This is a genomic window from Piezobacter thermophilus (assembly GCF_055386745.1).
In genome coordinates, this window is the sequence record NZ_AP042380.1 from 3,248,707 (window position 1) to 3,269,601 (window position 20,895).

The 20,895-nt window shown below is 66.7% G+C and carries 27 protein-coding genes; 22 read left to right on the top strand and 5 right to left on the bottom strand.

The features are described from left to right. Nucleotides 1-4: 4 nt before the first annotated feature. A complete protein-coding gene (locus ACZ5CM_RS15765; protein ID WP_464640065.1) occupies nucleotides 5-598 on the bottom strand; it encodes a LysE family translocator in 594 nt (197 codons plus the stop codon). 110 nt (nucleotides 599-708) lie between these two features. Between ACZ5CM_RS15765 and ACZ5CM_RS15770 the strand changes: the two genes are divergently transcribed. From ACZ5CM_RS15770 to ACZ5CM_RS15810, 9 genes are all read left to right on the top strand, one after another. Then, nucleotides 709-924, top strand: a complete 216-nt coding sequence (locus ACZ5CM_RS15770; RefSeq protein ID WP_464640067.1) for a phage head-tail joining protein — start codon at nucleotides 709-711, stop codon at nucleotides 922-924. Between the two features lies 1 nt (nucleotide 925). After that, nucleotides 926-2,389: a phage portal protein gene (locus ACZ5CM_RS15775; protein ID WP_464640069.1), complete on the top strand. Its 1,464-nt coding sequence runs from the start codon at nucleotides 926-928 to the stop codon at nucleotides 2,387-2,389. A 62-nt stretch (nucleotides 2,390-2,451) separates the two neighbouring features. After that, on the top strand, nucleotides 2,452-3,723 hold the full coding sequence (locus ACZ5CM_RS15780; protein ID WP_464640071.1) for a S49 family peptidase: 1,272 nt from the start codon (nucleotides 2,452-2,454) through the stop codon (nucleotides 3,721-3,723). Between the two features lie 26 nt (nucleotides 3,724-3,749). After that, on the top strand, nucleotides 3,750-4,130 hold the full coding sequence (locus ACZ5CM_RS15785; protein ID WP_464640073.1) for a head decoration protein: 381 nt from the start codon (nucleotides 3,750-3,752) through the stop codon (nucleotides 4,128-4,130). A 32-nt stretch (nucleotides 4,131-4,162) separates the two neighbouring features. Next, nucleotides 4,163-5,182, top strand: coding sequence for a major capsid protein (locus tag ACZ5CM_RS15790; RefSeq protein ID WP_464640075.1), 1,020 nt, complete (start codon nucleotides 4,163-4,165; stop codon nucleotides 5,180-5,182). After that, on the top strand, nucleotides 5,182-5,493 hold the full coding sequence (locus tag ACZ5CM_RS15795; protein ID WP_464640076.1) for a head-tail joining protein: 312 nt from the start codon (nucleotides 5,182-5,184) through the stop codon (nucleotides 5,491-5,493). Before ACZ5CM_RS15790 ends, ACZ5CM_RS15795 begins: the two co-directional genes overlap by 1 nt. Beyond that, a complete protein-coding gene (locus tag ACZ5CM_RS15800) occupies nucleotides 5,490-6,110 on the top strand; it encodes a DUF6441 family protein (RefSeq protein ID WP_464640078.1) in 621 nt (206 codons plus the stop codon). Before ACZ5CM_RS15795 ends, ACZ5CM_RS15800 begins: the two co-directional genes overlap by 4 nt. A gap of 58 nt (nucleotides 6,111-6,168) precedes the next feature. Continuing rightward, nucleotides 6,169-6,426 carry a type II toxin-antitoxin system ParD family antitoxin gene (locus ACZ5CM_RS15805; protein ID WP_464640080.1) on the top strand — a complete coding sequence of 86 codons (258 nt, stop codon included), beginning with the start codon at nucleotides 6,169-6,171 and terminating at the stop codon, nucleotides 6,424-6,426. Beyond that, a complete protein-coding gene (locus tag ACZ5CM_RS15810) occupies nucleotides 6,423-6,770 on the top strand; it encodes a type II toxin-antitoxin system RelE/ParE family toxin (protein WP_464640082.1) in 348 nt (115 codons plus the stop codon). Before ACZ5CM_RS15805 ends, ACZ5CM_RS15810 begins: the two co-directional genes overlap by 4 nt. A gap of 44 nt (nucleotides 6,771-6,814) precedes the next feature. On the opposite strand, the gene ACZ5CM_RS15815 is transcribed toward ACZ5CM_RS15810, so the two are convergent. Both ACZ5CM_RS15815 and ACZ5CM_RS15820 read right to left on the bottom strand, forming a co-directional pair. Then, nucleotides 6,815-7,105 (bottom strand): type II toxin-antitoxin system RelE/ParE family toxin, encoded by a 291-nt coding sequence (locus tag ACZ5CM_RS15815; protein WP_464640083.1) that lies wholly within the window; start codon nucleotides 7,103-7,105, stop codon nucleotides 6,815-6,817. After that, nucleotides 7,093-7,377 (bottom strand): CopG family ribbon-helix-helix protein, encoded by a 285-nt coding sequence (locus tag ACZ5CM_RS15820; protein WP_464640085.1) that lies wholly within the window; start codon nucleotides 7,375-7,377, stop codon nucleotides 7,093-7,095. The genes ACZ5CM_RS15815 and ACZ5CM_RS15820 overlap by 13 nt, the downstream gene beginning before the upstream one ends. Nucleotides 7,378-7,454: 77 nt before the next feature. Here ACZ5CM_RS15820 and ACZ5CM_RS15825 point away from each other — a divergent pair, with 77 nt between their 5' ends. The 4 genes from ACZ5CM_RS15825 (at nucleotide 7,455) to ACZ5CM_RS15840 (ending at nucleotide 9,531) form a co-directional block, all read left to right on the top strand. Further along, entirely contained in the window at nucleotides 7,455-7,883 is a 429-nt protein-coding gene (locus tag ACZ5CM_RS15825) for an acyl-CoA transferase (RefSeq protein ID WP_464640087.1), read from the top strand. Nucleotides 7,884-7,907: 24 nt separating this feature from the next. Then, a complete protein-coding gene (locus ACZ5CM_RS15830; RefSeq protein ID WP_464640089.1) occupies nucleotides 7,908-8,846 on the top strand; it encodes a phage tail tube protein in 939 nt (312 codons plus the stop codon). Between the two features lie 2 nt (nucleotides 8,847-8,848). Beyond that, the gene (locus ACZ5CM_RS15835) at nucleotides 8,849-9,286 is read left to right on the top strand and encodes a hypothetical protein (protein ID WP_464640090.1); all 438 of its coding nucleotides are present in this window, start codon (nucleotides 8,849-8,851) and stop codon (nucleotides 9,284-9,286) included. 101 nt (nucleotides 9,287-9,387) lie between these two features. Beyond that, on the top strand, nucleotides 9,388-9,531 hold the full coding sequence (locus tag ACZ5CM_RS15840; RefSeq protein WP_464640092.1) for a DUF7697 family protein: 144 nt from the start codon (nucleotides 9,388-9,390) through the stop codon (nucleotides 9,529-9,531). On the opposite strand, the gene ACZ5CM_RS15845 is transcribed toward ACZ5CM_RS15840, so the two are convergent. After that, nucleotides 9,502-9,792, bottom strand: a complete 291-nt coding sequence (locus ACZ5CM_RS15845) for a HigA family addiction module antitoxin (RefSeq protein ID WP_464640094.1) — start codon at nucleotides 9,790-9,792, stop codon at nucleotides 9,502-9,504. The two genes, ACZ5CM_RS15840 and ACZ5CM_RS15845, sit on opposite strands and share 30 nt — an antisense overlap. 41 nt (nucleotides 9,793-9,833) lie before the next feature. After that, a complete protein-coding gene (locus tag ACZ5CM_RS15850) occupies nucleotides 9,834-10,046 on the bottom strand; it encodes an AbrB/MazE/SpoVT family DNA-binding domain-containing protein (protein ID WP_464640096.1) in 213 nt (70 codons plus the stop codon). Nucleotides 10,047-10,115: 69 nt separating this feature from the next. Between ACZ5CM_RS15850 and ACZ5CM_RS15855 the strand changes: the two genes are divergently transcribed. Genes ACZ5CM_RS15855 through ACZ5CM_RS15895 form a run of 9 tightly spaced genes read left to right on the top strand, consistent with a single transcriptional unit; the run spans nucleotide 10,116 to nucleotide 20,891 of the window. After that, entirely contained in the window at nucleotides 10,116-12,251 is a 2,136-nt protein-coding gene (locus tag ACZ5CM_RS15855; protein ID WP_464640098.1) for a phage tail tape measure C-terminal domain-containing protein, read from the top strand. Nucleotides 12,252-12,254: 3 nt separating this feature from the next. Then, nucleotides 12,255-12,881 carry a phage distal tail protein, Rcc01695 family gene (locus ACZ5CM_RS15860; protein WP_464640100.1) on the top strand — a complete coding sequence of 209 codons (627 nt, stop codon included), beginning with the start codon at nucleotides 12,255-12,257 and terminating at the stop codon, nucleotides 12,879-12,881. Beyond that, nucleotides 12,878-13,762 carry a DUF2163 domain-containing protein gene (locus ACZ5CM_RS15865; RefSeq protein ID WP_464640102.1) on the top strand — a complete coding sequence of 295 codons (885 nt, stop codon included), beginning with the start codon at nucleotides 12,878-12,880 and terminating at the stop codon, nucleotides 13,760-13,762. The genes ACZ5CM_RS15860 and ACZ5CM_RS15865 overlap by 4 nt, the downstream gene beginning before the upstream one ends. 20 nt (nucleotides 13,763-13,782) lie before the next feature. Beyond that, on the top strand, nucleotides 13,783-14,226 hold the full coding sequence (locus ACZ5CM_RS15870; RefSeq protein WP_464640104.1) for an NlpC/P60 family protein: 444 nt from the start codon (nucleotides 13,783-13,785) through the stop codon (nucleotides 14,224-14,226). A 6-nt stretch (nucleotides 14,227-14,232) separates the two neighbouring features. Continuing rightward, on the top strand, nucleotides 14,233-18,666 hold the full coding sequence (locus tag ACZ5CM_RS15875) for a baseplate multidomain protein megatron (RefSeq protein WP_464640106.1): 4,434 nt from the start codon (nucleotides 14,233-14,235) through the stop codon (nucleotides 18,664-18,666). After that, a complete protein-coding gene (locus tag ACZ5CM_RS15880) occupies nucleotides 18,666-19,406 on the top strand; it encodes a DUF2793 domain-containing protein (protein ID WP_464640108.1) in 741 nt (246 codons plus the stop codon). Before ACZ5CM_RS15875 ends, ACZ5CM_RS15880 begins: the two co-directional genes overlap by 1 nt. A gap of 26 nt (nucleotides 19,407-19,432) precedes the next feature. Beyond that, a complete protein-coding gene (locus ACZ5CM_RS15885; protein ID WP_464640110.1) occupies nucleotides 19,433-19,723 on the top strand; it encodes a DUF6127 family protein in 291 nt (96 codons plus the stop codon). Next, a complete protein-coding gene (locus ACZ5CM_RS15890; RefSeq protein WP_464640112.1) occupies nucleotides 19,720-20,334 on the top strand; it encodes a holin-associated N-acetylmuramidase in 615 nt (204 codons plus the stop codon). Before ACZ5CM_RS15885 ends, ACZ5CM_RS15890 begins: the two co-directional genes overlap by 4 nt. Then, complete coding sequence (locus ACZ5CM_RS15895) at nucleotides 20,325-20,891, top strand: holin family protein (protein WP_464640114.1); 567 nt, start codon at nucleotides 20,325-20,327, stop codon at nucleotides 20,889-20,891. The genes ACZ5CM_RS15890 and ACZ5CM_RS15895 overlap by 10 nt, the downstream gene beginning before the upstream one ends. Nucleotides 20,892-20,895 lie beyond the last annotated feature (4 nt).

Sequence of the window (20,895 nt, forward strand, 5' to 3'; positions counted from 1 at the left end):
CCGGTCAGCTGCGGAGCGTCACCAGGAGGGACAACAGAAGAAGCGCTGCCATCGTATAGTTGAACAGCGCAAGGCGCACGGGGTTGCTCAGCAACCCGCGGATGAAGCTGCCCGCCAGCGTCCAGGTCGCGGTGATGAATGGGGACATCGCCCCGAAAATGAGGGCTGCCATCAGGATGCCAAACATGTCGCCATCGGGAACAAAAGCCGCGATGGCAGAGGTGGCTATGGTCCATGCCTTGGGGTTCACCCACTGAAAGGCGGCAGCCTGAAGAAAACCAAGGGGGCGATCTGTAGCCCCATCCTCGCTCGGCGCGCTTGCCGTGGCGATCTTCCATGCAAGCCACAACAGGTAGGCGATGCTGACAGCCTTGAGAATGCCATAGAGCCCGGGAAACGCGGCAAAGACCTGCATGAGGCCGGTGCCCACCAGCAGCAACATCACCGCGAAACCGAAGGCAATACCCAGAATATGGGGCACCGTTCGAACGAGGCCGAAATTCGTGCCGGACGCCATGACCATCAGGTTGTTCGGCCCCGGCGTGGCCGAAGCCACGAAGGCAAACATCATGAATGCGGAAAAGAAACCCTCTTGCATTCCACAAAGGTAATAAATGCTGACCCATCAGGCAAGCCGGTTCATCTGGCGGGTCGCGCACCCCGCGGCGCCAGCGGCGGGTCTATACGCCGAAGATCATGAGGTAAGCAATGACCCTTGCAGAGATGCAGACGCAGCTGGATGCGCTGCTGGCAGCGCGCTTTCGCGGCGTGCGTTCCACGAGCTATGACGGCAAGACCGTGACCTATGGCAGTGACGCCGAGATGGCGCGCGCGATTGCCGACCTGGAAGCGAGGATCGCGGCCGAAACCGGCACCAATCCCCACCGTCGCGTGACCCGCGTCACCGCCTCCAAGGGGCTCTGAGATGGCGGTGATGACCGGCCTGCGCAAACGCATCGGTGCCTTCATCGGCGGCTTCGAGGCGGGGCTGCAGGGCCGCCGCCTGCTGCGCTTCCAGGCCAGCCGTGCGCATGTGAACACGCTGATCGCGCAGGCCGGCCCGACGATCACGGCGCGGGCGCGGTGGCTCGTTCGCAACAACGGCTATGCTTTGAATGCGCTTGAAAGCTGGACCGGCAATGCCGTGGGCGACGGGGTGAAGCCGACCTCGAAGGTGGAGGACGAGGCGGGCAAGGCCGCGATCCAGTCCCTCTGGCAGGAATGGGTGGCCGAGGCAGACGCCGAAGGCCTGACCGACGTCTACGGGCTGCAGCGCCGCGCCGCGCGGGAGCTGTTCCTGGCGGGCGAAGTGTTCTTCCGCTTTCGCCCGAGGTTGCCGCAGGACGGCCTGTCGGTGCCGCTGCAGCTGCAGATGATCCCGGCCGAGATGCTGCCGCTTGACGACAACCGCGATGTACCTGGGGGCGGCATGATCCGGCAGGGGGTGGAGTTCGACCCCATCGGGCGGCGTATCGCCTATCACTTCCTGCGCCGGCATCCGGGGGACGTGACGGATACCAACACCCCCGTCGAGAAGGTCCGCGTGCCGGCGTCGGAAGTGATCCACGTGATCGACCCGGTGGAGGCCGGGCAGGTGCGCGGCGTGTCGCGCTTTGCCCCCGCCATCGTCAAGCTGTTCTTCCTCGATCAGTACGACGACGCCGAGCTCGAGCGAAAGAAGGTCAGCTCGATGTTTGCGCTGTTCGTGACCTCGCCACAGGTGGACGCGCCGCTGGACTCGCCCGACGAGCCGCTGGCGGTGGAGCCGGGCCAGGTGGTGCGGCTCGATCCGGGTGAGGCGATCGACACGCCCTCGCCCCCCGACAGCGGGCCGACCTACGAGCCGTTCCAGTACCGCACCCTTCTGCAGGTCTCGGCGGCGCTGGGTGTGCCGTATTCCTATGTGTCCAACGACCTTGCGAAAGCCAACTTCGCCAACTCGCGCCTGTCGATCATCGAGTTCCGCCGTCGGCTCTCGGCCTGGCAGCACCGGGTGCTGATCCACCAGCTGTGCAAACCGGTCTGGGCCCGCTGGATGGATACCGCGGTGATGGCCGGTGCGCTGGACCTGCCGGACTTTGCTGCCAACCGCCGCGCCTGGCTGAAATCCGACTGGCTACCGCCGAAATGGGACTGGGTCGATCCGCTGAAGGACATCTCGGCGGAGGTGGCCGAGATCGAGGCGGGTCTCAAGAGCCGCTCCATGGCCATGGCCCAGCGTGGATACGACGCCGACCGGGTGGATGCGGAGATCGCCGCCGACCGGGCGCGCGAGGCCGAACTTGGCCTCGACTTCCGCCGCCCCGGCTCACCCGCGCAAGGCGCGGCGCAACTGGTCGATGCCCCGAGCGATCCACCGGCCAACACGACGGAAACTTCAAGCCCATGACCCGACCCGACATGCTTTCCCGCAGGCTGGCCGCCCGCCCGCTGGCACTGGCACCGCGCGCTGTGGACGCGCTTCTGGGCGAAACGCCGGCGCCGCAAACTGCCGGCCTTGGCTGGCAGATGACCGAGGGCGGGATTGGGCATCTGCCCGTTCTCGGCCCCCTGGTCCAGCGCGGCGACTGGCTGACAGCAATGTTCGGGATTGCCAGCTACGACGACATTGCCGCCGCGGCCGAGGCCGCCTTCACTGAGCCCGGCACCCGCGCAGTGCTGATGGAGATCGACAGCCCGGGCGGCGAGGTCGCGGGGCTGTTCGATCTCGTCGATCGCCTTGTGGCGCTGAAGGCCGAGACCGGCAAGCCGCTCTGGGCCATTGCCCGGGAACAGGCGTTGTCCGCCAGCTATGCCATTGCCTCGGTGGCGGACCGCCTGCTGGTCACGCAAACCGGAGAGGTCGGCTCGGTCGGAGTCATAGCCGTGCACGTGGACCAGAGCGGGCACGACCAGGCGGAGGGCCGCAAATACACCCTGATCCATGCCGGGGCGAAGAAGGTGGACGGCAATCCGCACATTCCCCTGACGCCCGAGGCGCTGGCCGACATCCAGGCTGACGTCGACGATCTCTATGCCCGGCTGGTTGCCAATGTGGCCCGGGCCCGGGGCATGAAGCCGGAATCCATCGCTGCCACCGAAGCCGCCATCTACCGCGGCCAGAATGCTGTCGCGGCCGGGCTGGCCGACGGCATTGCCACACTGGAAGGCGCGCATGCCGGCCTGCTGGCCGCGATTGATGCTTCACCACTCACCAGAACCCCCACACGGAAATCTCTCAACGAGGAAAGGACCGACACCATGGCAGTGAAAGGCAAGACTGATGCGAAACCGGCGGCGCAGGCATCGGAGGAAACGACGGAGGCAGGAACGGTTGCGGCCGAGATGGGGGCGACGCCCGAGGCGGCCAACCCGGCAGAAGAACCGGTTCCCGTGCCGGCTCCGGCAATGCGCCCGGCTGCCGGGCCCTCCACGGTGACCCCTTCGGCACCCCCGACCACCACACCAGCACCCGATCCGGCCGCGCAGATCCGCGAACAGGCCGCCGAGATTGCCGAGATCGCAGCCCAGGCCAGCAGGCTTGGCCTCACCATCGATGCGGCCGAAGCCGTTCGTGCCGGCACGCAACCCGATGCCCTGCGCCGTGCCGTGCTGGAACAATTGGCGAAGACCACGGATGCCACCATCGTTGCCTCCATCGCCCCGCCATTGGACGAACCGGCACCAAAGGAAAGCCCGCTGATTGCGGCCGCGAAAGCTGCCGCCGCCGGTACCACCACCTGAACACTTGCAGATGAAGGACCCCCACCATGCCCGTTCTCACCCAGCCGCCCTCCATGGGCGACCTCCTCAAGTACGAGGAAAACCCCGATTACTGCCGCGAGACCGTTACCCTGCTGGCCGGCACCAACTACCCCCTCGGCGCTGTGCTCGGGAAAATCACCGCCAGCGGCAAGTACAAGCTCTCGCCCGATACCGGCACCGATGGATCGCAAGTTGCCGTCGCCGTGCTGATCGAAGCTGTCGATGCCACCGCTGCCGATGCTGTGGGGCTGATCGTCGCGCGCGGCCCGGTGATCGTCTCGAAGGCCCAGCTGAACTTTGATGCCACGGTCGGCACCGCCGCCAAGATCGCCACCAAGCAAGGCCAGCTGGCCGCCGCCGGGATCGTGCCGCGCGATGCGGCCTGATCCCTTCCCCATTCCCATCCGGAGAAAATCTGATGCCCACCATCATCAACCCGTTCGACGCGGGCGGTTATTCCCTCGCGGAAATGACCCGCGCCATTAACATCCTGCCCAACATCTACACGAGGCTCGGGCAACTCGGCCTGTTCCGCTTCGAGGGGATCACCCAAAGGACCGTGGTCATCGAGGCCCGAGAAGGGGTGCTGTCGCTGCTGCCCTCGGTGCCGCTCGGTGCACCCGCCACCGTCGGCACCCGCGAGGGCCGCACCATGCGCTCCTTCGCGGTGCCGTGGATCCCCCACAACGACGTGATCCTGCCCGCCGACATCCAGGGGGTGCGGGCGATCGGCTCGGGCAGCGATGCCGACCCGCTGCTCGCAGTCATGACCCGGAAGCTGACGCTCATGCGCAACAAGCACGCCCAGACCCGCGAGTACATGGAGATCAACGCGCTGCGCGGCATCGTCAAGGACGGGGCCGGCACCACGCTCTACGACTACTTCACCGAGTTCGGGATCACCCAGCAGCAGACCGACTTCGTCCTCGGCACCGCCGGGACCAAGGTGCAGCAGAAGGTGCGCGCCGTGCTGCGCCAGATCGAGACCGAGCTGAAGGGCGAGACCATGACCGGGGTGCGCGCCTTGGTCAGCCCCGAGTTCTTCGACAAGCTGATCGGGCATGCGACGGTGGAAACGGCGTATCAGTACTACGCCTCCGGCGCCCAGCCGCTCCGTGAAGACATGCGCCGCGCCTTCCCCTTCGCCGGTATCCTGTTCGAGGAATACAACGCCTCGGTCACACTCTCGAACGGCACCACCGAGCGGCTGATCCCGGCGGGCGAAGGCATTGCCTTCCCGATGGGCACCATCGACACCTTCACCACCTATGGCGCGCCCGCCAACCTGATCGAGACCGCCAATACCGTCGGCCTGGAACTTTACGCCCGCCAGATGACCCGCGAGCGCGGCGACGGCATCGATCTCCTCACCGAGGCCTCGATCCTCCCGGTCAACAAGCGCCCGGCCCTGGCCGTGCGGCTGTTCAGTTCGAACTGATGAACGCCTTCGCTGCCGCCATGGATGCGCTGTTCCAGGACGTGAACCTCGGCGTGGACGCGACCTGGTATCCGGCCGGTGGGGCGCCACAGCCTGTCCGCGTGATCCGCAAGGCGCCGGATGAGGTCACCAGCTTCGGGGCGGCGCAGATCCTGTCGGATACCACGATCATCGATGTACGCATCTCGGAGATGGCCAACCCGAAACCGGGGGACGGGATTGCGATCGGTGTCGAGAATTTCGCCATCCAGGGCGAGCCGAAGCGGGACCAGGATCGGCTGCTCTGGACCCTGGAACTGGCGGCGGCGTGAAACTGAAGCTCGGCTTCGAACCGGATCCCGTTGCCATGCTTCAGGCCGAGGTGAAGGCCGGCGAGCGGGCCGTGAAGGCGGCGATGACGCAAGCCGGGGGTGAGCTGAAACAGGCATGGCGCCAGCAGATCACGAGCGCAGGGCTGGGTCACCGCCTGCCGCGCACCATTCGCAACCGGACCTATCCGCAACAGGGCGACAGCCTCGATGCAGCGGCGTTTGTCTGGTCGAACGCCCCCGAGATCGTCTCGGCCCATGACCGCGGCGTGCTGATCCGCTCGAAGCATGGCTTCTGGCTGGCGATCCCGTTGCCCGCCGCCGGCAAGGGACGTGGCGGGGCGCGATTGACCCCGGGGGAATGGGAAAGGCGGCGGGGGATGCGGCTCAGGTTTGTCTACCGGCGCCGCGGGCCCAGCTTGCTCGTTGCTGACGGGCGGCTGAACACGCGCGGTCTCGGCGTGGCGTCGCGCTCGAAAACCGGCCGGGGCCGCGCCACCGTGCCGATCTTCCTGCTGGTGCCGCAGGTCAAGCTGCGCAAGCGGCTTGATCTGGCGCGGGATGTGGAGAAGGTGGCAGGCAAGGTGCCGGGGCTGGTGGTGGAAAGGTGGCGTTCGTAAGGTCGAGGTGGAATTGGATTCCGAATTGGCATATATTGCCAATGAAGGAGATTTTACCATGGCCACGAGAAACGTCGTCCTCACCGAAAGCCAGTCCGCGCTGGTCGATCGCCTGGTCGCCTCGGGGCGCTACCAGAATGCCAGCGAGGCCCTGCGCGCGGGGCTGCGGCTTCTGGAAAATGAAGAAGCGCAACTCGACGCATTGCGCGCGCGCTTGGAAACCGGCCTTGCACAGGCCCGGCGCGGCGACCTCGCCGAGGGCACGGGTGATGAAGCGGTCCGGCGCGCCTTTCGTGCAGCCCGATCCCGCCGATGAGCGGCAAGCCCTGGCGCCTGACACGGCAGGCCGAGGCGGCGCTGGTTGATATTGCGCTCTGGACGCTGGAGACGTTCGGCCCGCGCCAGGCCGAGGCCTATGAGGCTGACCTGATCGACCGCTGCGAAGCGATCGCAAGGGGCGAGGCCCCCTGGCAAAGCTGCCGGAAAGTCATCGATCCGAGACTGCCGGAGGGTCTGCGGTTCACGCGTTGTGGGGAACACCTGATCGTGTTCGTGGACGAGCCTGAGCAGTTCATCATCGTGGATTTTCTGCATGGGCGACGTGATCTGCCGGCGCGCATCATGGATATGGCGGGGCGTGGGAACGAAGGTGAAAGTTGACAACAGCTTTACGGGGGCTTCGCGGGACAGCCAGGGAGCGGCACTCAATACCCGGCCTCCCGCTGATGGCGAACGGCAAGGATGACGGCGTCCTCGCCGTCGAAATGATAAAGCGCAATGTAGCCGCTGTCGCCAAAGCTGATCAGCCATTCGCGGAATTCCGGCTCCATGTTCTCAACCGGGCGGCCGACCTGCGGCTGCTCGGCCAGCAGGTTCAGCCCCTCGCGGATCGCGCGCACTGCCCGGCGCGCGGCCAGCGGATTCTTGTCCTTCAGGAAATCGTGCAGCCGTTCGACGTCGCCAAGCGCGGCAGGCGTCCAGATCACTCGTGGCATTCAGGGGCCTTTGCCTCTTCGCCCGCTTCCAGCCGTGCCAGCCATGCGCCGGCCTCGTCATGGGTGACGTGAAGGCCGGTCTCCTGGTATTCGGCCCAGGCCCTGAGGGCATCCTGGCGCAGCGCCTCGCGCTTTTCCTCTTGCTCGACGAACTGCTCGATCGCCTTGCGCAGCAACCAGTGGGTGGAACGGTCGCGCGCTTCGGCCAGGTGCTGCAGGCGGTCGCGCAGGTCCTGGTCGAGCTTCACGGCAATCGGTCGGATGGCTCCCATGTGAAGAATTCCCCCTGGTATCTATAGGTAATACCTAACACGATCATCTGCCGAATGAAAGGTCCGGTGCGGAAATCATGCCATCAACCCGTGAAACCATCCTGCAGGCGCTGCTGGCGGCCCTGCAAACCGTGCCCGCCACCGTCCTGCGCGGCGAGGTGCTGCCCGAGCGGGTTCCGGCGGGCGGCCTCGTAATTTTGCGCGACGGCGAGCCGGGGGAGCCCGAGGTGACACTGTCGCCGGTGCGCTACCACTATGAACACCGGGCGGAGCTGGAAGTGGTTGTGCAGGGCAAGATGCCTGCCGACCGAGACACCGCTTTCGACACGCTGACCGCTGCCATCGGTGCCGCGCTCGCCGCCGACCGCACGCTGGGCGGCCTCTGCGACTGGGTCGAGACCGAGGCGCCGCGTCCGATCGACCTGCCGGTCGAGGGCGGACAGGCGCTGAAGGCCGCGGTGATCGCGGTGACGCTACACTACACGACGAGCGACCCGCTCACCTGAATCGACAACCGAAAGGAAAGACCCATGCCCCGCGCCCAAGGCGCGCGGTCGCAACTGGCGGCCGCGTTTGAAACCACCTATGGCACCGCGCCGACATCCGGCTTCATGCAGATGCCCTTTGCCAGCGCCTCGCTGGGGGCCGAGCAGCCGCTGCTGGCCTCCGAGCTTCTTGGATATGGCCGCGACCCGCTGGCCCCATTGAAGGATGCGGTCACGGCTGACGGCGACATCAAGGTGCCGCTCGACGCCGAGGCCTTCGGCTTCTGGCTGAAGGCGGCATTCGGGTCGCCCACTACCACCGGCACCACCAACAAGACCCACACCTTCAAGTCGGGCTCGTGGAACCTGCCCAGCATGGCGATCGAGGTGGCGATGCCCGAGATCCCGCGTTTTGCCATGTACACCGGCTGCGTGCTGGACCAGTTGAGCCTGCAGATGCAGCGCTCCGGCCTGTTGACGGCGGACGTGAAGCTGGTCGCCCAAGGCGAGAATGTCGCCACCGCCACGGCGGCCGGTACGCCAACGGCCTATGCGCTCCAGCGCTTCGGCCACTTCAATGGTGCGATCAAGCGCAACGGCACCGCGCTGGGCAACATCGTCTCGGCGGATTTCACCTATTCCAACAACGTGGAACGCATCGAGACCATCCGCAGTGATGGTCGCATCGATGGTGCCGATCCATCCATTGCCGCGCTCACGGGCCGGATCGAGGTGCGTTTCGCTGACAACACGCTGATGGACCAGGCGCTGAACGGAACGGCGGCCGCCTTGGAGTTCTCATGGGCGATCTCCGCCAATGTCAGCCTGACCATCACCGCGCATGCGGTCTACCTGCCGCGTCCCCGGGTGGAGATCCAGGGTCCGCAAGGCATCCAGGCCAGTTTCGACTGGCAGGCGGCATACGATTCCGTGGCCGGGCAGATGTGCACAATCGTCCTCAAGAACCAGGTGGCGAATTATTGATCATGCTGAAACTCGATCTTTCCAATGAGCCCGCGTGGCTGGACCTTGGCCACGGCGTGCGGCTGCACTTGCGGCCTTTGACCACCGCCCTGATGGTGGCCGCCCGCAATGATCAGGTGGTGCAGGATCTGCCCGAGAATGCCTCGGACGAGGAAAGCGCGCTGGCCTTCGCAAGCGCCTTGGCCCGGGTCGCAATCCTCGACTGGGAGGGTGTTGGCGACGCAGACGGAAACCCCATCCCCGTCAGCCCTGAGGCGATCGACGCCCTCCTCGACCTCTGGCCTCTGTTTGAAGCCTTCCAGACCGACTATGTCGCAAAAGGCCTGCTGCTGGAACAGGAAAAAAACGCCTCATCGCCCTCGCCGAGTGGTCCTTCGGCGGGGGCGACGGATATTGCCGGAACTGCCAAGGTATCTGCCCGGACTGCCCGCAACGGCTGAATGCACCGCGGACAATTGAGGGTTGCCAAGTCTGGGACCTGGTTGGCCGTCTTGGCGGGCAACTGCGCGTCGCCCCATCCGGCGGGATCATCGGCTGGGACATGGGCGCGGTACTGGCTCTGGCATCTGCGCTGGGCGTGCCAGGCGTGGCGGTTGCGGAGCTTCTGCCCGCGATCGAAGCGGCAATGGTCGCCCAGCTCAACGAACGGATCGCCTCAAGCGAGGTTGAGCGGGGTGATGTCTGAAACGTCCACCTGTTCGCGCGCCCGCGCTAGATCCCAGGCGCGCTGCAGGTTCAGCCAGTATTCCGGCGTGGTGCCGAAAAACTTCGCCAGCCGCATGGCGGTGTCGGCCGAAACCCCGGTCTCGCCCTTGACCAGCCGTTCGATCCGAGTGCGCGCCACATGCAGTTCCTTCGCCAGCGCAATCGCGCTCATGCCCAGCGCATCGAGATACAGTTCCTTCAGAACCTCACCCGGGTGGGACGGGGCTTGCAACATGGTCATCTCGTTTCCTTTCCCGTGGGCCCGGAGATCTGCCGGCGCAATCAGAACCGGTCCGCGCGATCACGCCCATTCGTGTTTCGGGCTCCTTTCACCAGCCCCTTGAGATCGGCCTTCCGAGGGACTGGCACCAGCAATACGCCTGAGCCTTTCGGGATGAAGGCAAATCTCTGGCCGGGTTCCCAGTTCCGGGCCTCTCGGATCGCCTCCGGGATCGCGATCTGGAAACGCTTCGAAAGGGTGGCGGTGTTCGGCATGGTCTTTCTCATAGGGCTTGGACAGCATGATCTGCGCCAGATCGCCCGACAAATCAAGGAAGCTGAACAATGGCAGAAAAACGCATCAGCGTCCGCCTTGCGGCGGTGGGCGGCAAGCAGGTGCGGGCCGAACTTGAGGGGATCGGTGGGGCGGGCAGGCGCGGCTTTGGCAAGGCTTCGCGCGAGATGGAGATCGCCAATGCCAAGCTCGCGAAGTTTGCGCGACGTGCGAAGATCACGGCCGGGATCATGGCGGCGGCAGCGGTCTCGGCCGGTGTCGCCATGGTCCGCTCCGGGCTGCAGGTGATCGATGAGCAGGCCAAGCTGGCCGCCAGCCTCGGCACCACCACCGAGAGCCTGCAGGTGCTGGCCCGCGCCGCCGATCTGGCCGGGGTCTCTCAGGGCGAGGTCGAGCAGGCGACAATCATGATGACCAAGAGCCTGTCCCAGGCCGCCCAGGGAACCGGGCCGGCGGTGAAGGCGTTGCAGCAGTTGCACCTGTCGGCCAATGATCTTGCAAAACTGTCGATCGACCAAAAGCTGACAAAGATTCAGGATGCGATCCAGCAATACATCCCTGCGGCACAGCGCGCCGCTGTCGCATCACAGATCTTCGGGGCGCGCGCCGGGCTGATCTTTTCGCGCATCGACAGCGCGACATTGCGCCAGGCCACCAAGGACGTGCAGGATTTTGGCGTGACGGTTTCCGAGCAGGACGCCGCCCGGATCCAGCGCACCAATGACGCGCTTTCGCGCATGGGGCTGTTGTGGAAAGGGATCGCCAACCAGCTGGCTGTGGCGGCGGCACCTGCACTCGAGGCCATGGCCGATGCCTTTGCCGTCATCGGCAAGACGACCGGTCCGCTGGGGCGCGCCATCAAGGGGCTGTTCAACCGCCTCGGCGAAATTGCCACCATCGCCGCGATGTTCGCTGGTGTTCTTGGCATCCGCCTTGTCGCCTCGCTGACTGCCGCGGCGCTGGGCGTCGGCAAGCTGGTGCTGTCCATGAAGGTCTTGCGCGCAGCCGTCATCCGCACCGGGCTTGGCGCGCTCATCGTCGGGGCCGGCGAACTGATCTACTGGTTCGGCCGGCTGGTGAAGAGTGCAGGTGGCTTTGGTGAAGCACTGCGCCTGATGAAGGAAGTCGCCGTGGAGGTCTGGGCGCGCATCGGCGACGGCGCGTGGACCATCGTCCTGCGCATGCGCGCTGTTGCCAACCGCCTCAAGGCCACCTGGTTCGATGCGCTGGCCGCCATGCAGGACAAGTGGGCGCGGTTTCTGAAAACCATCTCCGGCGCGCTGTTCAGCATCCCCGGCATGGACGGGCTGGCGATGGATATCGGGCTCGATGCCGCCTTCGCCGGCCAGGCCGTGGACCAGCTGCGCAGGACCGCGGACGAGTTCCGCTTCTACGCTGGGAACCTGGGCGATCAGGCGGATATCCTGGCCGGCAATATCACCCGGCCCCTGGAAACGATGACTGTTCTGCGCGAGGCGATGAAGAGCGCGGGGGATGATGGCGCGCAAGCACTGGAACGCACCAGCGATGCCGCCTCGCGGTTGGCCGCGAGTGTCGCCCGGGCCGGTGGCGCCGCCGCGAAGGCCGCCGAGGCGGCGAAGTCGGCCTGGGAGACGGCGGCCACGTCACTGAAGGATTACGCCACCAGGGCTATGGATCTCGGCAAGGGGCTGGGCGACAGCCTCGTGGGCGCCTTCCGCAGCGCGGAGCAGGCCATCGGCGAGTTCGTGCGCACCGGCAAGCTGGATTTTCGCTCGCTGGTCACCTCGATCCTGGCCGATCTGGCCCAGCTTTCGGCGCGCCGGTTCATCCTCGGGCCGCTGGCCAATGCATTGTCCGGCGCGCTGGGCGGGCTTGGCGGTACCGGGGGTCTGCTGGCCTCCGTGCTCCATTCCGGCGGTGTCGTGGGCGCTGGCGGGCCGACGCAGGCGGTCCCGGCCATGGCCTTCGCGGGCGCGCCCCGGATGCACAGCGGCGGGTGGGCCGGTCTGCGCCCTGACGAGGTGCCGGCGATCCTGCAACGGGGCGAGCGGGTGCTGAGCCGGCGTGAGGTGGCGGCGGGTGTCGGTGCAGCCCCGGTGAACATCACCATCCAGACCCGCGACGCCGAGAGCTTCCGCCAGTCGCGTGCCCAGGTCGCGACGGACATCGCCCGCGCCGTGGCGCTGGGCCGCAGGGGGATGTGACCCATGGCGTTCCATGAAGTCCGCTTTCCTGACAACATCAGCCGCGGCGCGCGCGGCGGTCCCGAGCGGCGCACCCAAGTCGTCGAGCTTGCGAGCGGAGACGAGGAGCGCAATGCCAGCTGGGCCAATTCGCGCCGCCGCTATGATGCCGCCTATGGCGTCCGGCGGGCCGACGATCTCGCAGCGGTGGTGGCCTTTTTCGAGGCGCGCAACGGGCGCCTTTACGGTTTCCGCTGGAAGGATTGGGCGGACTACAAGTCCTGCCTGCCGTCCCAGACACCGGCGGCGACGGATCAGACCATCGGCACCGGGGACGGCACGAAAACCGCGTTTCAGCTGACGAAGAGCTACACCTCCGGCAGCCAGAGCTGGACCCGCAACATCACCAAGCCGGTCGCGGGCACCGTCAAGGTCGCCGTCGGTGGGAGCGTTCAATCCTCCGGCTGGTCGGTCGACACCACCACCGGGCTGGTGACCTTCACCACCGCTCCGGCGTCCGGCGCCGCCATCACCGCCGGCTTCGAATTCGATGTGCCGGTGCGATTCGATACCGACACGCTGGACGTAACGATGGATATCGAGCGGCTCGGCTCCATCACCTCCGTTCCCCTAGTCGAGGTGCGGCGATGAAAACCCTCCCAATGGGCATGCAGACGCATTTGGACAGCGGTACCACGACTCTGTCCTGGTGCTGGCGCCTGACCCGCTCCGACGGGCAGGTGTTCGGGTTTACGGATCACGACCAGCCGCTGACGTTCGACGGCACGACCTATCAACCCGAAAGCGGTTTCACCGCCTCGGAAATCCGCGCGGGCTCCGATCTGTCGGTCGATGCGCAGGATGCCGAGGGCGTGCTCACCTCCACCACCATCACCGAGACCGACATTCTCGACGGCCGCTGGGACAATGCCGCCGTGGAAATCTGGCGCGTGAACTGGGCCGACACCAGCCAGCGCGTGCTGATGCGGCGCGGGGCGATCGGCCAGGTCCGGCGGGGCCGGGTGCAGTTCGTGGCGGAGATGCGCTCGCTGGCGCATGTGCTGGGCCAGAGCGTCGGGCGGACGTTTCAGGCCAGCTGCGATGCCATCCTCGGTGATGTGCGCTGCCAGGTGGACCTGAATGATCCTGCATATGCCGGCAGCGGAACGGTCGTAACGGCAAACGGGGATCGGAGCTTCACGGTCTCGGGCCTCTCGGCTTACGCCGACGGCTGGTTCGCGCTGGGCACCCTCACCTGGACCGCTGGCGCCAACGCGGGCCGCAAGGCCGAGGTTCTGACCCATGAGGTGGGATCGACCGACATCACCATCACCCTGCTGGAAGCCTCTGTGATCGCGATTGCCGCGGGCGATACCTTCGACATCACCGCAGGCTGCGACAAGCGGTTTGAGACTTGCAAGGCCAAGTTTGCCAATGCCGTCAATTTTCGGGGCTTCCCGCACATCCCGGGCCAAGACACCGTGATCCGCTATGCCGCGAAGGGCGAGGACAATGCGGGGGCGGTGCTGTGACCGCGGGGGCAGCGAAGATCATGCCCGCGCGGATCGTGAAGGCGGCGCGCGGCTGGCTCGGCACGCCCTATCACGACCAGGCCTCGGTCAAGGGGGTGGGCTGCGACTGCCTCGGCCTGATCCGGGGCGTCTGGCGCGAGGTCGTGGGCCCGGAACCGATGCCGGTGCCGCCCTATTCCCGAGACTGGGGCGAAGCCGGCCCACGCGAGGTGCTCGCCGAAGCGGCGCGGGCGGCGATGATCGAGATCGACGTGGCCGACGCCCGCACCGGCGACGTGGTGCTGTTTCGGATGCGTCAGGGGGCGATTGCCAAGCACGCCGGGATTCTCACAAAACGGGGGCAAAATATTCACGGCTCTATTCACTTCATCCATGCCTATGAACGCACGGGCGTCATCGAGGAGCTTCTGACCGATCCCTGGCGCCGGCGCATCGTCTTCGCCTTTCGCTTTCCCGTGAGCTGATCCGCCATGGCTTCGATCCTTCTTGCCTCCGCCGGCACCGCGCTGGGCGCCTCGATTGGTGGCGGCATTCTCGGTGTGTCCTCCGCGGTTATCGGCGGCGCCATCGGCTCCCTGGCGGGAACGCTCATTGACAGCTGGATCGTGTCGCAGCTCACCCCGGGCCAGCGGATCGAGGGCGCGCGGCTGGAAAACCTGGCGGTCACCACCTCGACCGAAGGCGCCGTGATTCCGCGCGTCTGGGGGCGGATGCGCCTCGGGGGCAACATCATATGGGCCACGGATTTCACCGAACATGTCAGCACCACGACGAGAGGCGCGGGCAAGGGCGGCGGCGGGCCGAAGGTCACGACCACCAGCTACACCTACACTGCATCCTTCGCCGTGGCGCTGTGCGAAGGGGCGATTTCGGGGATCGGGCGGGTGTGGGCGGATGGCAAGCCGCTGGATCTGAAAGATGCAACCTGGCGGCTTTACAAGGGGGATGAGGCGCAGCAGCCCGACCCGTTCATCGAGGCCAGGATGGGCGCCGGCAATGCCCCAGCCTATCGCGGCACCGCATACGTGATGTTCGAGGAACTCGACCTCACGCCCTTCGGCAACCGCATTCCGCAGCTCTCCTTCGAGGTGTTCCGCCCTCTGGTGGAGGCTGCCACCGCCGAGGGCATGGTGCGGTCGGTGACCATGATCCCGGGCTCCGGCGAGTTCGTCTACGCCACCGAGCCGATCTCGCGCGGCACCGGCGGCAACACGGCCTCCGAGAATGTCAACAACACCACCGGCAAGCCGGACATCTTGGCATCGCTCGAAAACCTGCGGGCGGCGGCGCCGAACATCGGGAATGTCTCGCTGGTGGTCAGCTGGTTCGGTCTCGACCTGCGGGCCGGGAACTGCGAGATCCGGCCCGGCGTCGAGACCGCGAGCAAGTTGACCGCGCCGAAGACCTGGAGCGTGAACGGTGTGGACCGTGCGAACGCCCACCTGATCAGCCTCGATACGCAAGGCCGCGCCAACTATGGCGGCACGCCGGCGGATTTCTCGGTGGTGCAGGCGATCCGGGAGGTGAAGGCCCGCGGCCTGCGCGTCACCTTCTACCCGTTCCTGCTGATGGACATTCCCGAGGGCAACACGCTGCCCGATCCTTACAGCGACAACGCCGCCTCAGTGGGCCAGCCGGCCCACCCCTGGCGCGGGCGCATCACCTGTTCGCCGGCGACCGGCTACGTCGGCATGGTCGACCAGACGACCGACGCGGCCACGCAGGTTTCCGCCTTCTTCGGCAATGCGCAGATCTCGGACTTCGCGGTGAGCGGTGAGACGGTTTCGTGGACCGGCGGCAATGACTGGGGCTATCGGCGGATGATCCTGCACTATGCCCACCTCTGCAAGGCGGCGGGCGGCGTCGATGCCTTGCTGATCGGCTCGGAGTTGCGCGGGCTGACCACGATCCGCGACAGCGCCACCGGCTTCCCGGCGGTCGCGGCCATGAAACAACTGGCGGCGGATGTGCGCGTCATTCTCGGGACCGGCACGAAGATCAGCTATGCCGCCGACTGGTCCGAATACTTCGGCCACCAGCCGCAGGACGGCTCCAATGATGCCCTGTTTCACCTCGACCCGCTCTGGGCCGACCCGGCGATCGACTTCGTCGGCATCGACAACTACCTGCCGCTCAGTGACTGGCGCGACGGCACGGACCATCTGGATGCTCAGGCCGGTTGGGCCTCTGTCCGCGATCTCGATTACCTCAGCGCCAATATCGAGGGCGGCGAGGGGTATGAGTGGTTCTATGCTTCCGACGCCGATCGGCAGGCTCAGGTCAGGACGCCGATCAGCGACGGCTTCTACAACGAGCCCTGGATGTTCCGCCCGAAGGACATGCGGAACTGGTGGCAGAACGTCCACCATGACCGCCTCGGCGGTGTGCGCTTCGGGTTTTTCCAGAATGCCGCCGACCCGGTGAGCTTTGACCCGAACCCTTCGACGGTTGCTATCACCGCCACCACCGGCACGTTCGGTCCATTCAGCAGCCCGGCCCGCATCGCCTCCGACGGGGCAACCTGGCACGGGGCCACGCCCGGGTATCGGACGCTCACGGTAGGCGAGCGGGTGACCATCACCGCCTTTGTTGCCCCCGGCACCTCCGGCGATTTCGCGCTGTATCTCGCGCTGGGCGGCGGCGCCGATCATGCTTCCTACTTCGGCACCATTGGCGGCTGGGAGAACACCGCACCCGGGGCGCACACCATCAACGCCACGAGCCAGGCGGAAGTGTCTCCGGGGCTGTGGAAGATCACCATGGACGTCACTGCCGGCCTCGATGGATCGGCCGGCTTCCGCATCGGCCCGCGCTCGGCGACGATGGGCGAGGACATCCTGGTCTACGGGGTCGAGGTGCTGCCCTTTGGCCAATCCACCACTGGCTGGGTGCCGCAAGCCAAGCCCATCCGCTTCACCGAGTTCGGCTGCCCGGCCGTCGACCGGGGTACCAATCAGCCGAACGTGTTCTTTGACCCGAAGTCCTCGGAAAGCGCCCTGCCGTATTTCTCGCGCGGCTGGCAGGACGAGGCGGTGCAGCGGGCCTATGTTGTCGCGATGCTCGGCTATTGGGGCGATGCGACCAAGAACCCGGTCTCGAGCGTCTACGGCGCGCCGATGATCGAGATCGCCGAAGCCGCGCTCTGGACCTGGGACGCGCGGCCATACCCGGATTTCCCGGCGCGTGCGGATATCTGGTCGGATGCCTCCAACTGGCGTCTCGGGCACTGGATGGGCGGACGCCTCGGGCAGGTCTCGCTCGGTGCGCTGGTGCGGGACCTGTGCCGGGCGGCGGGGCTCGATGCCAGCCTGGTGGACGCCTCCGAGCTTTCTGACATCGTGCCGGGCTTCACCGTGGCCGCACTCGAAAGTCCGCGCGCCTCGATCGCGGTGCTGGCTCGTCACTTCGGCTTCGATGCCGCCGAGAGCGGCGGGAAGATCGTGTTCCGGGTTCGGGGGCGGGCGGCGGCCATGACCATCACACCGGACCAGCTGGTCGGCAATGGTCAGGCCGAGGTCATGGAACTGACGCGCGGGCAGGAGACCGAGCTGCCGCAAGCGCTCAAGTGGCAACTGGTGCGGGCCGACGAGGAATATGACGCGGCCACGGTCGAAGCGCGCCGCAGCACCGTCCAGGCCGCACGGGTGTCCTCCGAGACCTTCCCGCTTGCCGTTTCACTCGAGGAAGCCGACCGGCGCTGCCGCCGGGCGCTGCTGGAAGCCTGGGTGGGGCGCGAGACGCTGACGGCAAAGCTGCCGCCCTCACGCCTCGCGCTGGACCCGGGCGCCGTAATCGCTCTCGAGCATGACGGGCGCAGCATCGACTACCGCCTCACCCGCATCGCCGATGCCGGTTCGCGCGCCATCGAGGCGATCCGCACCGATGCTGCCCTTTACGACCTGCCGCCGGGCGAGCCCCGCGCGCCGCAGCTTGCCACCCCCACGGTCTTCGGCCCGGCCGAGGTGGCGCTCATGGACCTGCCGCAGTTGCACGACACGATCCCGGCGCATCGCCCGTATGCCGCTGTCTTCGCCAGACCTTGGTACGGCACCGGGGCCGTCTGGCGCAGTGCCGACACCTCCGGCTTCCAGCTGCTCGATACCATCGGCGCGTCTGCTCGCATGGGGGTTCTGGCGGCCGACCTGCCTGTCGGGCCGCTCTGGCGCTTCGACATGGGCAACGAACTGCTGGTGGACCTCACCTCGGGCACGCTGGCTTCGGTCACCGATACCGAGCTTCTCAATGGCGCGAACGTACTTGCGGTCGAAAGCGCGACGGGTGCCTGGGAGATTGTCCAGTTCGGGAGCGTGGAACTCGTGGCAACCGGGCGCTACAAGCTCACCCGCCTGCTGCGCGGCCAGCGGGGCACGGAAGATGCTATGGGCAATCCGACCCCGACCGGTACGCGGGTGGTGATCCTCAACACCGCCATCCAGCCGCTTTCCATCGCCGAGGCCGATCTCGGCATCCCCTGGAACTGGCGCGTCGGTCCCGGCAATGCCGCGCCCTCCGACGCCATCATGCAGGCGCTCACCTTCACGCCGAACGGGCGCGGCCTGAAGCCCTTCGCCCCAGCGCAGGCCAGGATGCGGCGCGAGGCGAACGGAGATCTTGCCATCCGCTGGATCCGCCGCGACCGGGCGCTCTCGGCCGACAGCTGGGTGCTGGCCGATGCGCCGATGTCCGAGGCATCGGAAAGCTATGATCTGGAGATCTTGAGTGGCGGGGCCGTGGTGCGCACTGTTACCGGCTTGAACAGCCCGGCCTTCACCTACACCGCCGCCGACCAGACCGCCGACTTCGGCGGGCCTGTCACCAGCGTTGACGTCCGCATCTTCCAGATCGGCGCGCTGGGCCGCGGCGTGCCGCTTGCCACTACCCTCACCGTCACGGAGACCGTCTGATGACCACCCCGAACCTCGCCCTGCCGCTGCTCGCCGCCGCCCAGGCCCAGAAGCATGTCACCGTCAACGAAGCCCTCGCGCAGCTCGACGGGCTGGTGCAGCTTGTCGTGAAGGACCGGGATCTCGCCACGCCGCCGCCCAGTCCCGTCGAGGGAGACCGCTACATCGTGGCCGCCGCGGCCACTGGGCCCTGGACCGGCTGGGGCGGTGATGTTGTGCTGTTCTCCGGCGGGGCATGGGTGCGGCTCACACCCCAAGAAGGCTGGCGGGTCTGGATCGAGGACGAAAGCGTGCTGGTCGTGCGCGTGAGCGGGGCCTGGCTCACGCTCGACGCCGCCCTGAACCTGTTGGTCCGCAGCCCTGCCGTCGAGGTGGCCCGGGGGGCGAGCGGGGCCGCCATCGGGCTGCATGTAGTCGAGGAATTGCTCTCGGGCCTTACCGGCGCCTCCGTCACCTCGACCATCGCCATTCCCGACCGCGCCATCGTGCTGGCGGTCTCGACCCGCACCGTCGCGGCCGTGCTGGGCGCCACCTCGTGGGATTGCGGCATCGCCGGCGAGCCCGCCAAGTTCGGCGGCTCGCTCGGCATCGCCGCCGGCAGCACCAACGTGGGCGTGATCGGCCCGCAGGCCTACTATGCGCCCACTCCGATCGTGCTCACCGCCAATGGCGGCAGTTTCACCGGCGGCGAAGTGCGCATTGCGATCCAGTATCTGCTGCCGACAGCGCCGGCCGCCTGATCCGACACCACCATGAGGAAACAATCATGACACCACCGTCGAAGGACGCGGGCTTCGTCCGCATGCCCGAAGAGGATTTCGAGGCCATCCTCGCCCGTGCCGCCGAAAAGGGTGCCCGCAAGGCACTCGCCGATGTCGGCCTCGAGGGCCCGGAAGCCGCCATCGACATCCGTGACCTTCGCACCCTGCTCGCGAGCCTCCGCATGGCGCGGCGCACCGCCTGGCAGACCATCGTGCGGCTCGTCACCACCGGGCTGTTGCTGGCGCTGATCGCGGGGGTGGCGGTGAAACTCAAGATCTTCGGAATTGGAGAATGAACATGGAGGTGGACGAGATTGCCCGTGAGATCGTTGCGCGCGAGGGCGGTTTTGTGATGGACCCGGATGACCCCGGCGGCGCCACGAAATACGGCGTGACCATCGGCACCATGCGCGCGCTGGGCCTGGACAAGACAGGCGACGGGCAGGTGACGGTCGAGGACGTGAAGGCGCTCACCCGGGCCGATGCCATGCGGATCTTCAGGGAGCGGTATTTCCACGGGCCCCGCATCGATCTGCTGCCAGGGCCATTGCAGCCCTCGGTGTTCGACATGCAGGTCAATGCCGGCAGCAATGCGGTGCGCCTCCTGCAGCGCCTGCTGGCCGAGTTCGAGGAGCCGGTGACGGTGGACGGGCTGATCGGGCCGCAGACGGCTGAGGCCGCAAGGCGCGCCTTTGAGAAGGCCGGGCGCTACCTAGTGGACGCCTACGCCATTGCCCGGCGGAACTACTATTTCCGTTTGGCCGATCGCAAGCCGCGCTTGCGCAAGTTCGCTCGCACCCGGGCCGGCACCAAGGGCGGCTGGATCAAACGGGCAGAAGAGTTCATGCGGCCGCGTTACCGGATGACCGAAACCGAGTTTGCAAAGAGGGTGAAATCATGGGGTTGATCCAGAGCCTGTTCGGCTGGCTGTTCGGCGGCGGGCTGAAGGACGTGCGCCAGACGGTCGAGACCTTCCGCCCGAACGCTGAGGTGGAAGCGCAGCGGACGGCCGAGTTCCAGGCTGCCGCGCTCAACCAGTTTGGCGCCGAGTTCGGCAATCGTCGTGGCTTGTTCGACCGCATGATCGATGGTCTCAACCGTCTGCCGCGACCGGCCATGGCGCTGGGCGTGCTATTCCTGATCGGCTCGGCCATGGCCGACCCCGTCTGGTTCGCCTCCCGCATGCAGGGCCTCGCGCTGGTCCCCGAGCCGCTGTGGTGGCTGCTCGGTGCTATCGTCAGCTTCTACTTCGGCGCCCGCCACCAGGTGAAGGCGCAGGCGTTTCAGGCATCGCTGGCCGAAACACTGGTTCGCACGCCGCAGGTGGTGCGCAATATCGAGGCGATCCGGGCGTTGCGCGCCGACAGCCCTGGTGTGGCGGATGTGGGGCCCGAGGCCGAGGTGGCGCTGGGCGTGATCGAGTCAAGTAACAACAGAGCGGTGCAGGATTGGCGAGTTCAGTAGTTCC

Coding starts and splice junctions, on each gene's coding strand:
- ACZ5CM_RS15765 (WP_464640065.1), bottom strand. CDS start 598: ATGCAAGAGGGTTTCTTTTCCGCATTCATGATGTTTGCCTTCGTGGCT.
- ACZ5CM_RS15770 (WP_464640067.1), top strand. CDS start 709: ATGACCCTTGCAGAGATGCAGACGCAGCTGGATGCGCTGCTGGCAGCG.
- ACZ5CM_RS15775 (WP_464640069.1), top strand. CDS start 926: ATGGCGGTGATGACCGGCCTGCGCAAACGCATCGGTGCCTTCATCGGC.
- ACZ5CM_RS15785 (WP_464640073.1), top strand. CDS start 3,750: ATGCCCGTTCTCACCCAGCCGCCCTCCATGGGCGACCTCCTCAAGTAC.
- ACZ5CM_RS15790 (WP_464640075.1), top strand. CDS start 4,163: ATGCCCACCATCATCAACCCGTTCGACGCGGGCGGTTATTCCCTCGCG.
- ACZ5CM_RS15795 (WP_464640076.1), top strand. CDS start 5,182: ATGAACGCCTTCGCTGCCGCCATGGATGCGCTGTTCCAGGACGTGAAC.
- ACZ5CM_RS15805 (WP_464640080.1), top strand. CDS start 6,169: ATGGCCACGAGAAACGTCGTCCTCACCGAAAGCCAGTCCGCGCTGGTC.
- ACZ5CM_RS15810 (WP_464640082.1), top strand. CDS start 6,423: ATGAGCGGCAAGCCCTGGCGCCTGACACGGCAGGCCGAGGCGGCGCTG.
- ACZ5CM_RS15815 (WP_464640083.1), bottom strand. CDS start 7,105: ATGCCACGAGTGATCTGGACGCCTGCCGCGCTTGGCGACGTCGAACGG.
- ACZ5CM_RS15820 (WP_464640085.1), bottom strand. CDS start 7,377: ATGGGAGCCATCCGACCGATTGCCGTGAAGCTCGACCAGGACCTGCGC.
- ACZ5CM_RS15825 (WP_464640087.1), top strand. CDS start 7,455: ATGCCATCAACCCGTGAAACCATCCTGCAGGCGCTGCTGGCGGCCCTG.
- ACZ5CM_RS15830 (WP_464640089.1), top strand. CDS start 7,908: ATGCCCCGCGCCCAAGGCGCGCGGTCGCAACTGGCGGCCGCGTTTGAA.
- ACZ5CM_RS15835 (WP_464640090.1), top strand. CDS start 8,849: ATGCTGAAACTCGATCTTTCCAATGAGCCCGCGTGGCTGGACCTTGGC.
- ACZ5CM_RS15840 (WP_464640092.1), top strand. CDS start 9,388: ATGGGCGCGGTACTGGCTCTGGCATCTGCGCTGGGCGTGCCAGGCGTG.
- ACZ5CM_RS15845 (WP_464640094.1), bottom strand. CDS start 9,792: ATGACCATGTTGCAAGCCCCGTCCCACCCGGGTGAGGTTCTGAAGGAA.
- ACZ5CM_RS15850 (WP_464640096.1), bottom strand. CDS start 10,046: ATGCCGAACACCGCCACCCTTTCGAAGCGTTTCCAGATCGCGATCCCG.
- ACZ5CM_RS15855 (WP_464640098.1), top strand. CDS start 10,116: ATGGCAGAAAAACGCATCAGCGTCCGCCTTGCGGCGGTGGGCGGCAAG.
- ACZ5CM_RS15860 (WP_464640100.1), top strand. CDS start 12,255: ATGGCGTTCCATGAAGTCCGCTTTCCTGACAACATCAGCCGCGGCGCG.
- ACZ5CM_RS15865 (WP_464640102.1), top strand. CDS start 12,878: ATGAAAACCCTCCCAATGGGCATGCAGACGCATTTGGACAGCGGTACC.
- ACZ5CM_RS15870 (WP_464640104.1), top strand. CDS start 13,783: ATGCCCGCGCGGATCGTGAAGGCGGCGCGCGGCTGGCTCGGCACGCCC.
- ACZ5CM_RS15875 (WP_464640106.1), top strand. CDS start 14,233: ATGGCTTCGATCCTTCTTGCCTCCGCCGGCACCGCGCTGGGCGCCTCG.
- ACZ5CM_RS15880 (WP_464640108.1), top strand. CDS start 18,666: ATGACCACCCCGAACCTCGCCCTGCCGCTGCTCGCCGCCGCCCAGGCC.
- ACZ5CM_RS15885 (WP_464640110.1), top strand. CDS start 19,433: ATGACACCACCGTCGAAGGACGCGGGCTTCGTCCGCATGCCCGAAGAG.
- ACZ5CM_RS15890 (WP_464640112.1), top strand. CDS start 19,720: ATGAACATGGAGGTGGACGAGATTGCCCGTGAGATCGTTGCGCGCGAG.
- ACZ5CM_RS15895 (WP_464640114.1), top strand. CDS start 20,325: ATGGGGTTGATCCAGAGCCTGTTCGGCTGGCTGTTCGGCGGCGGGCTG.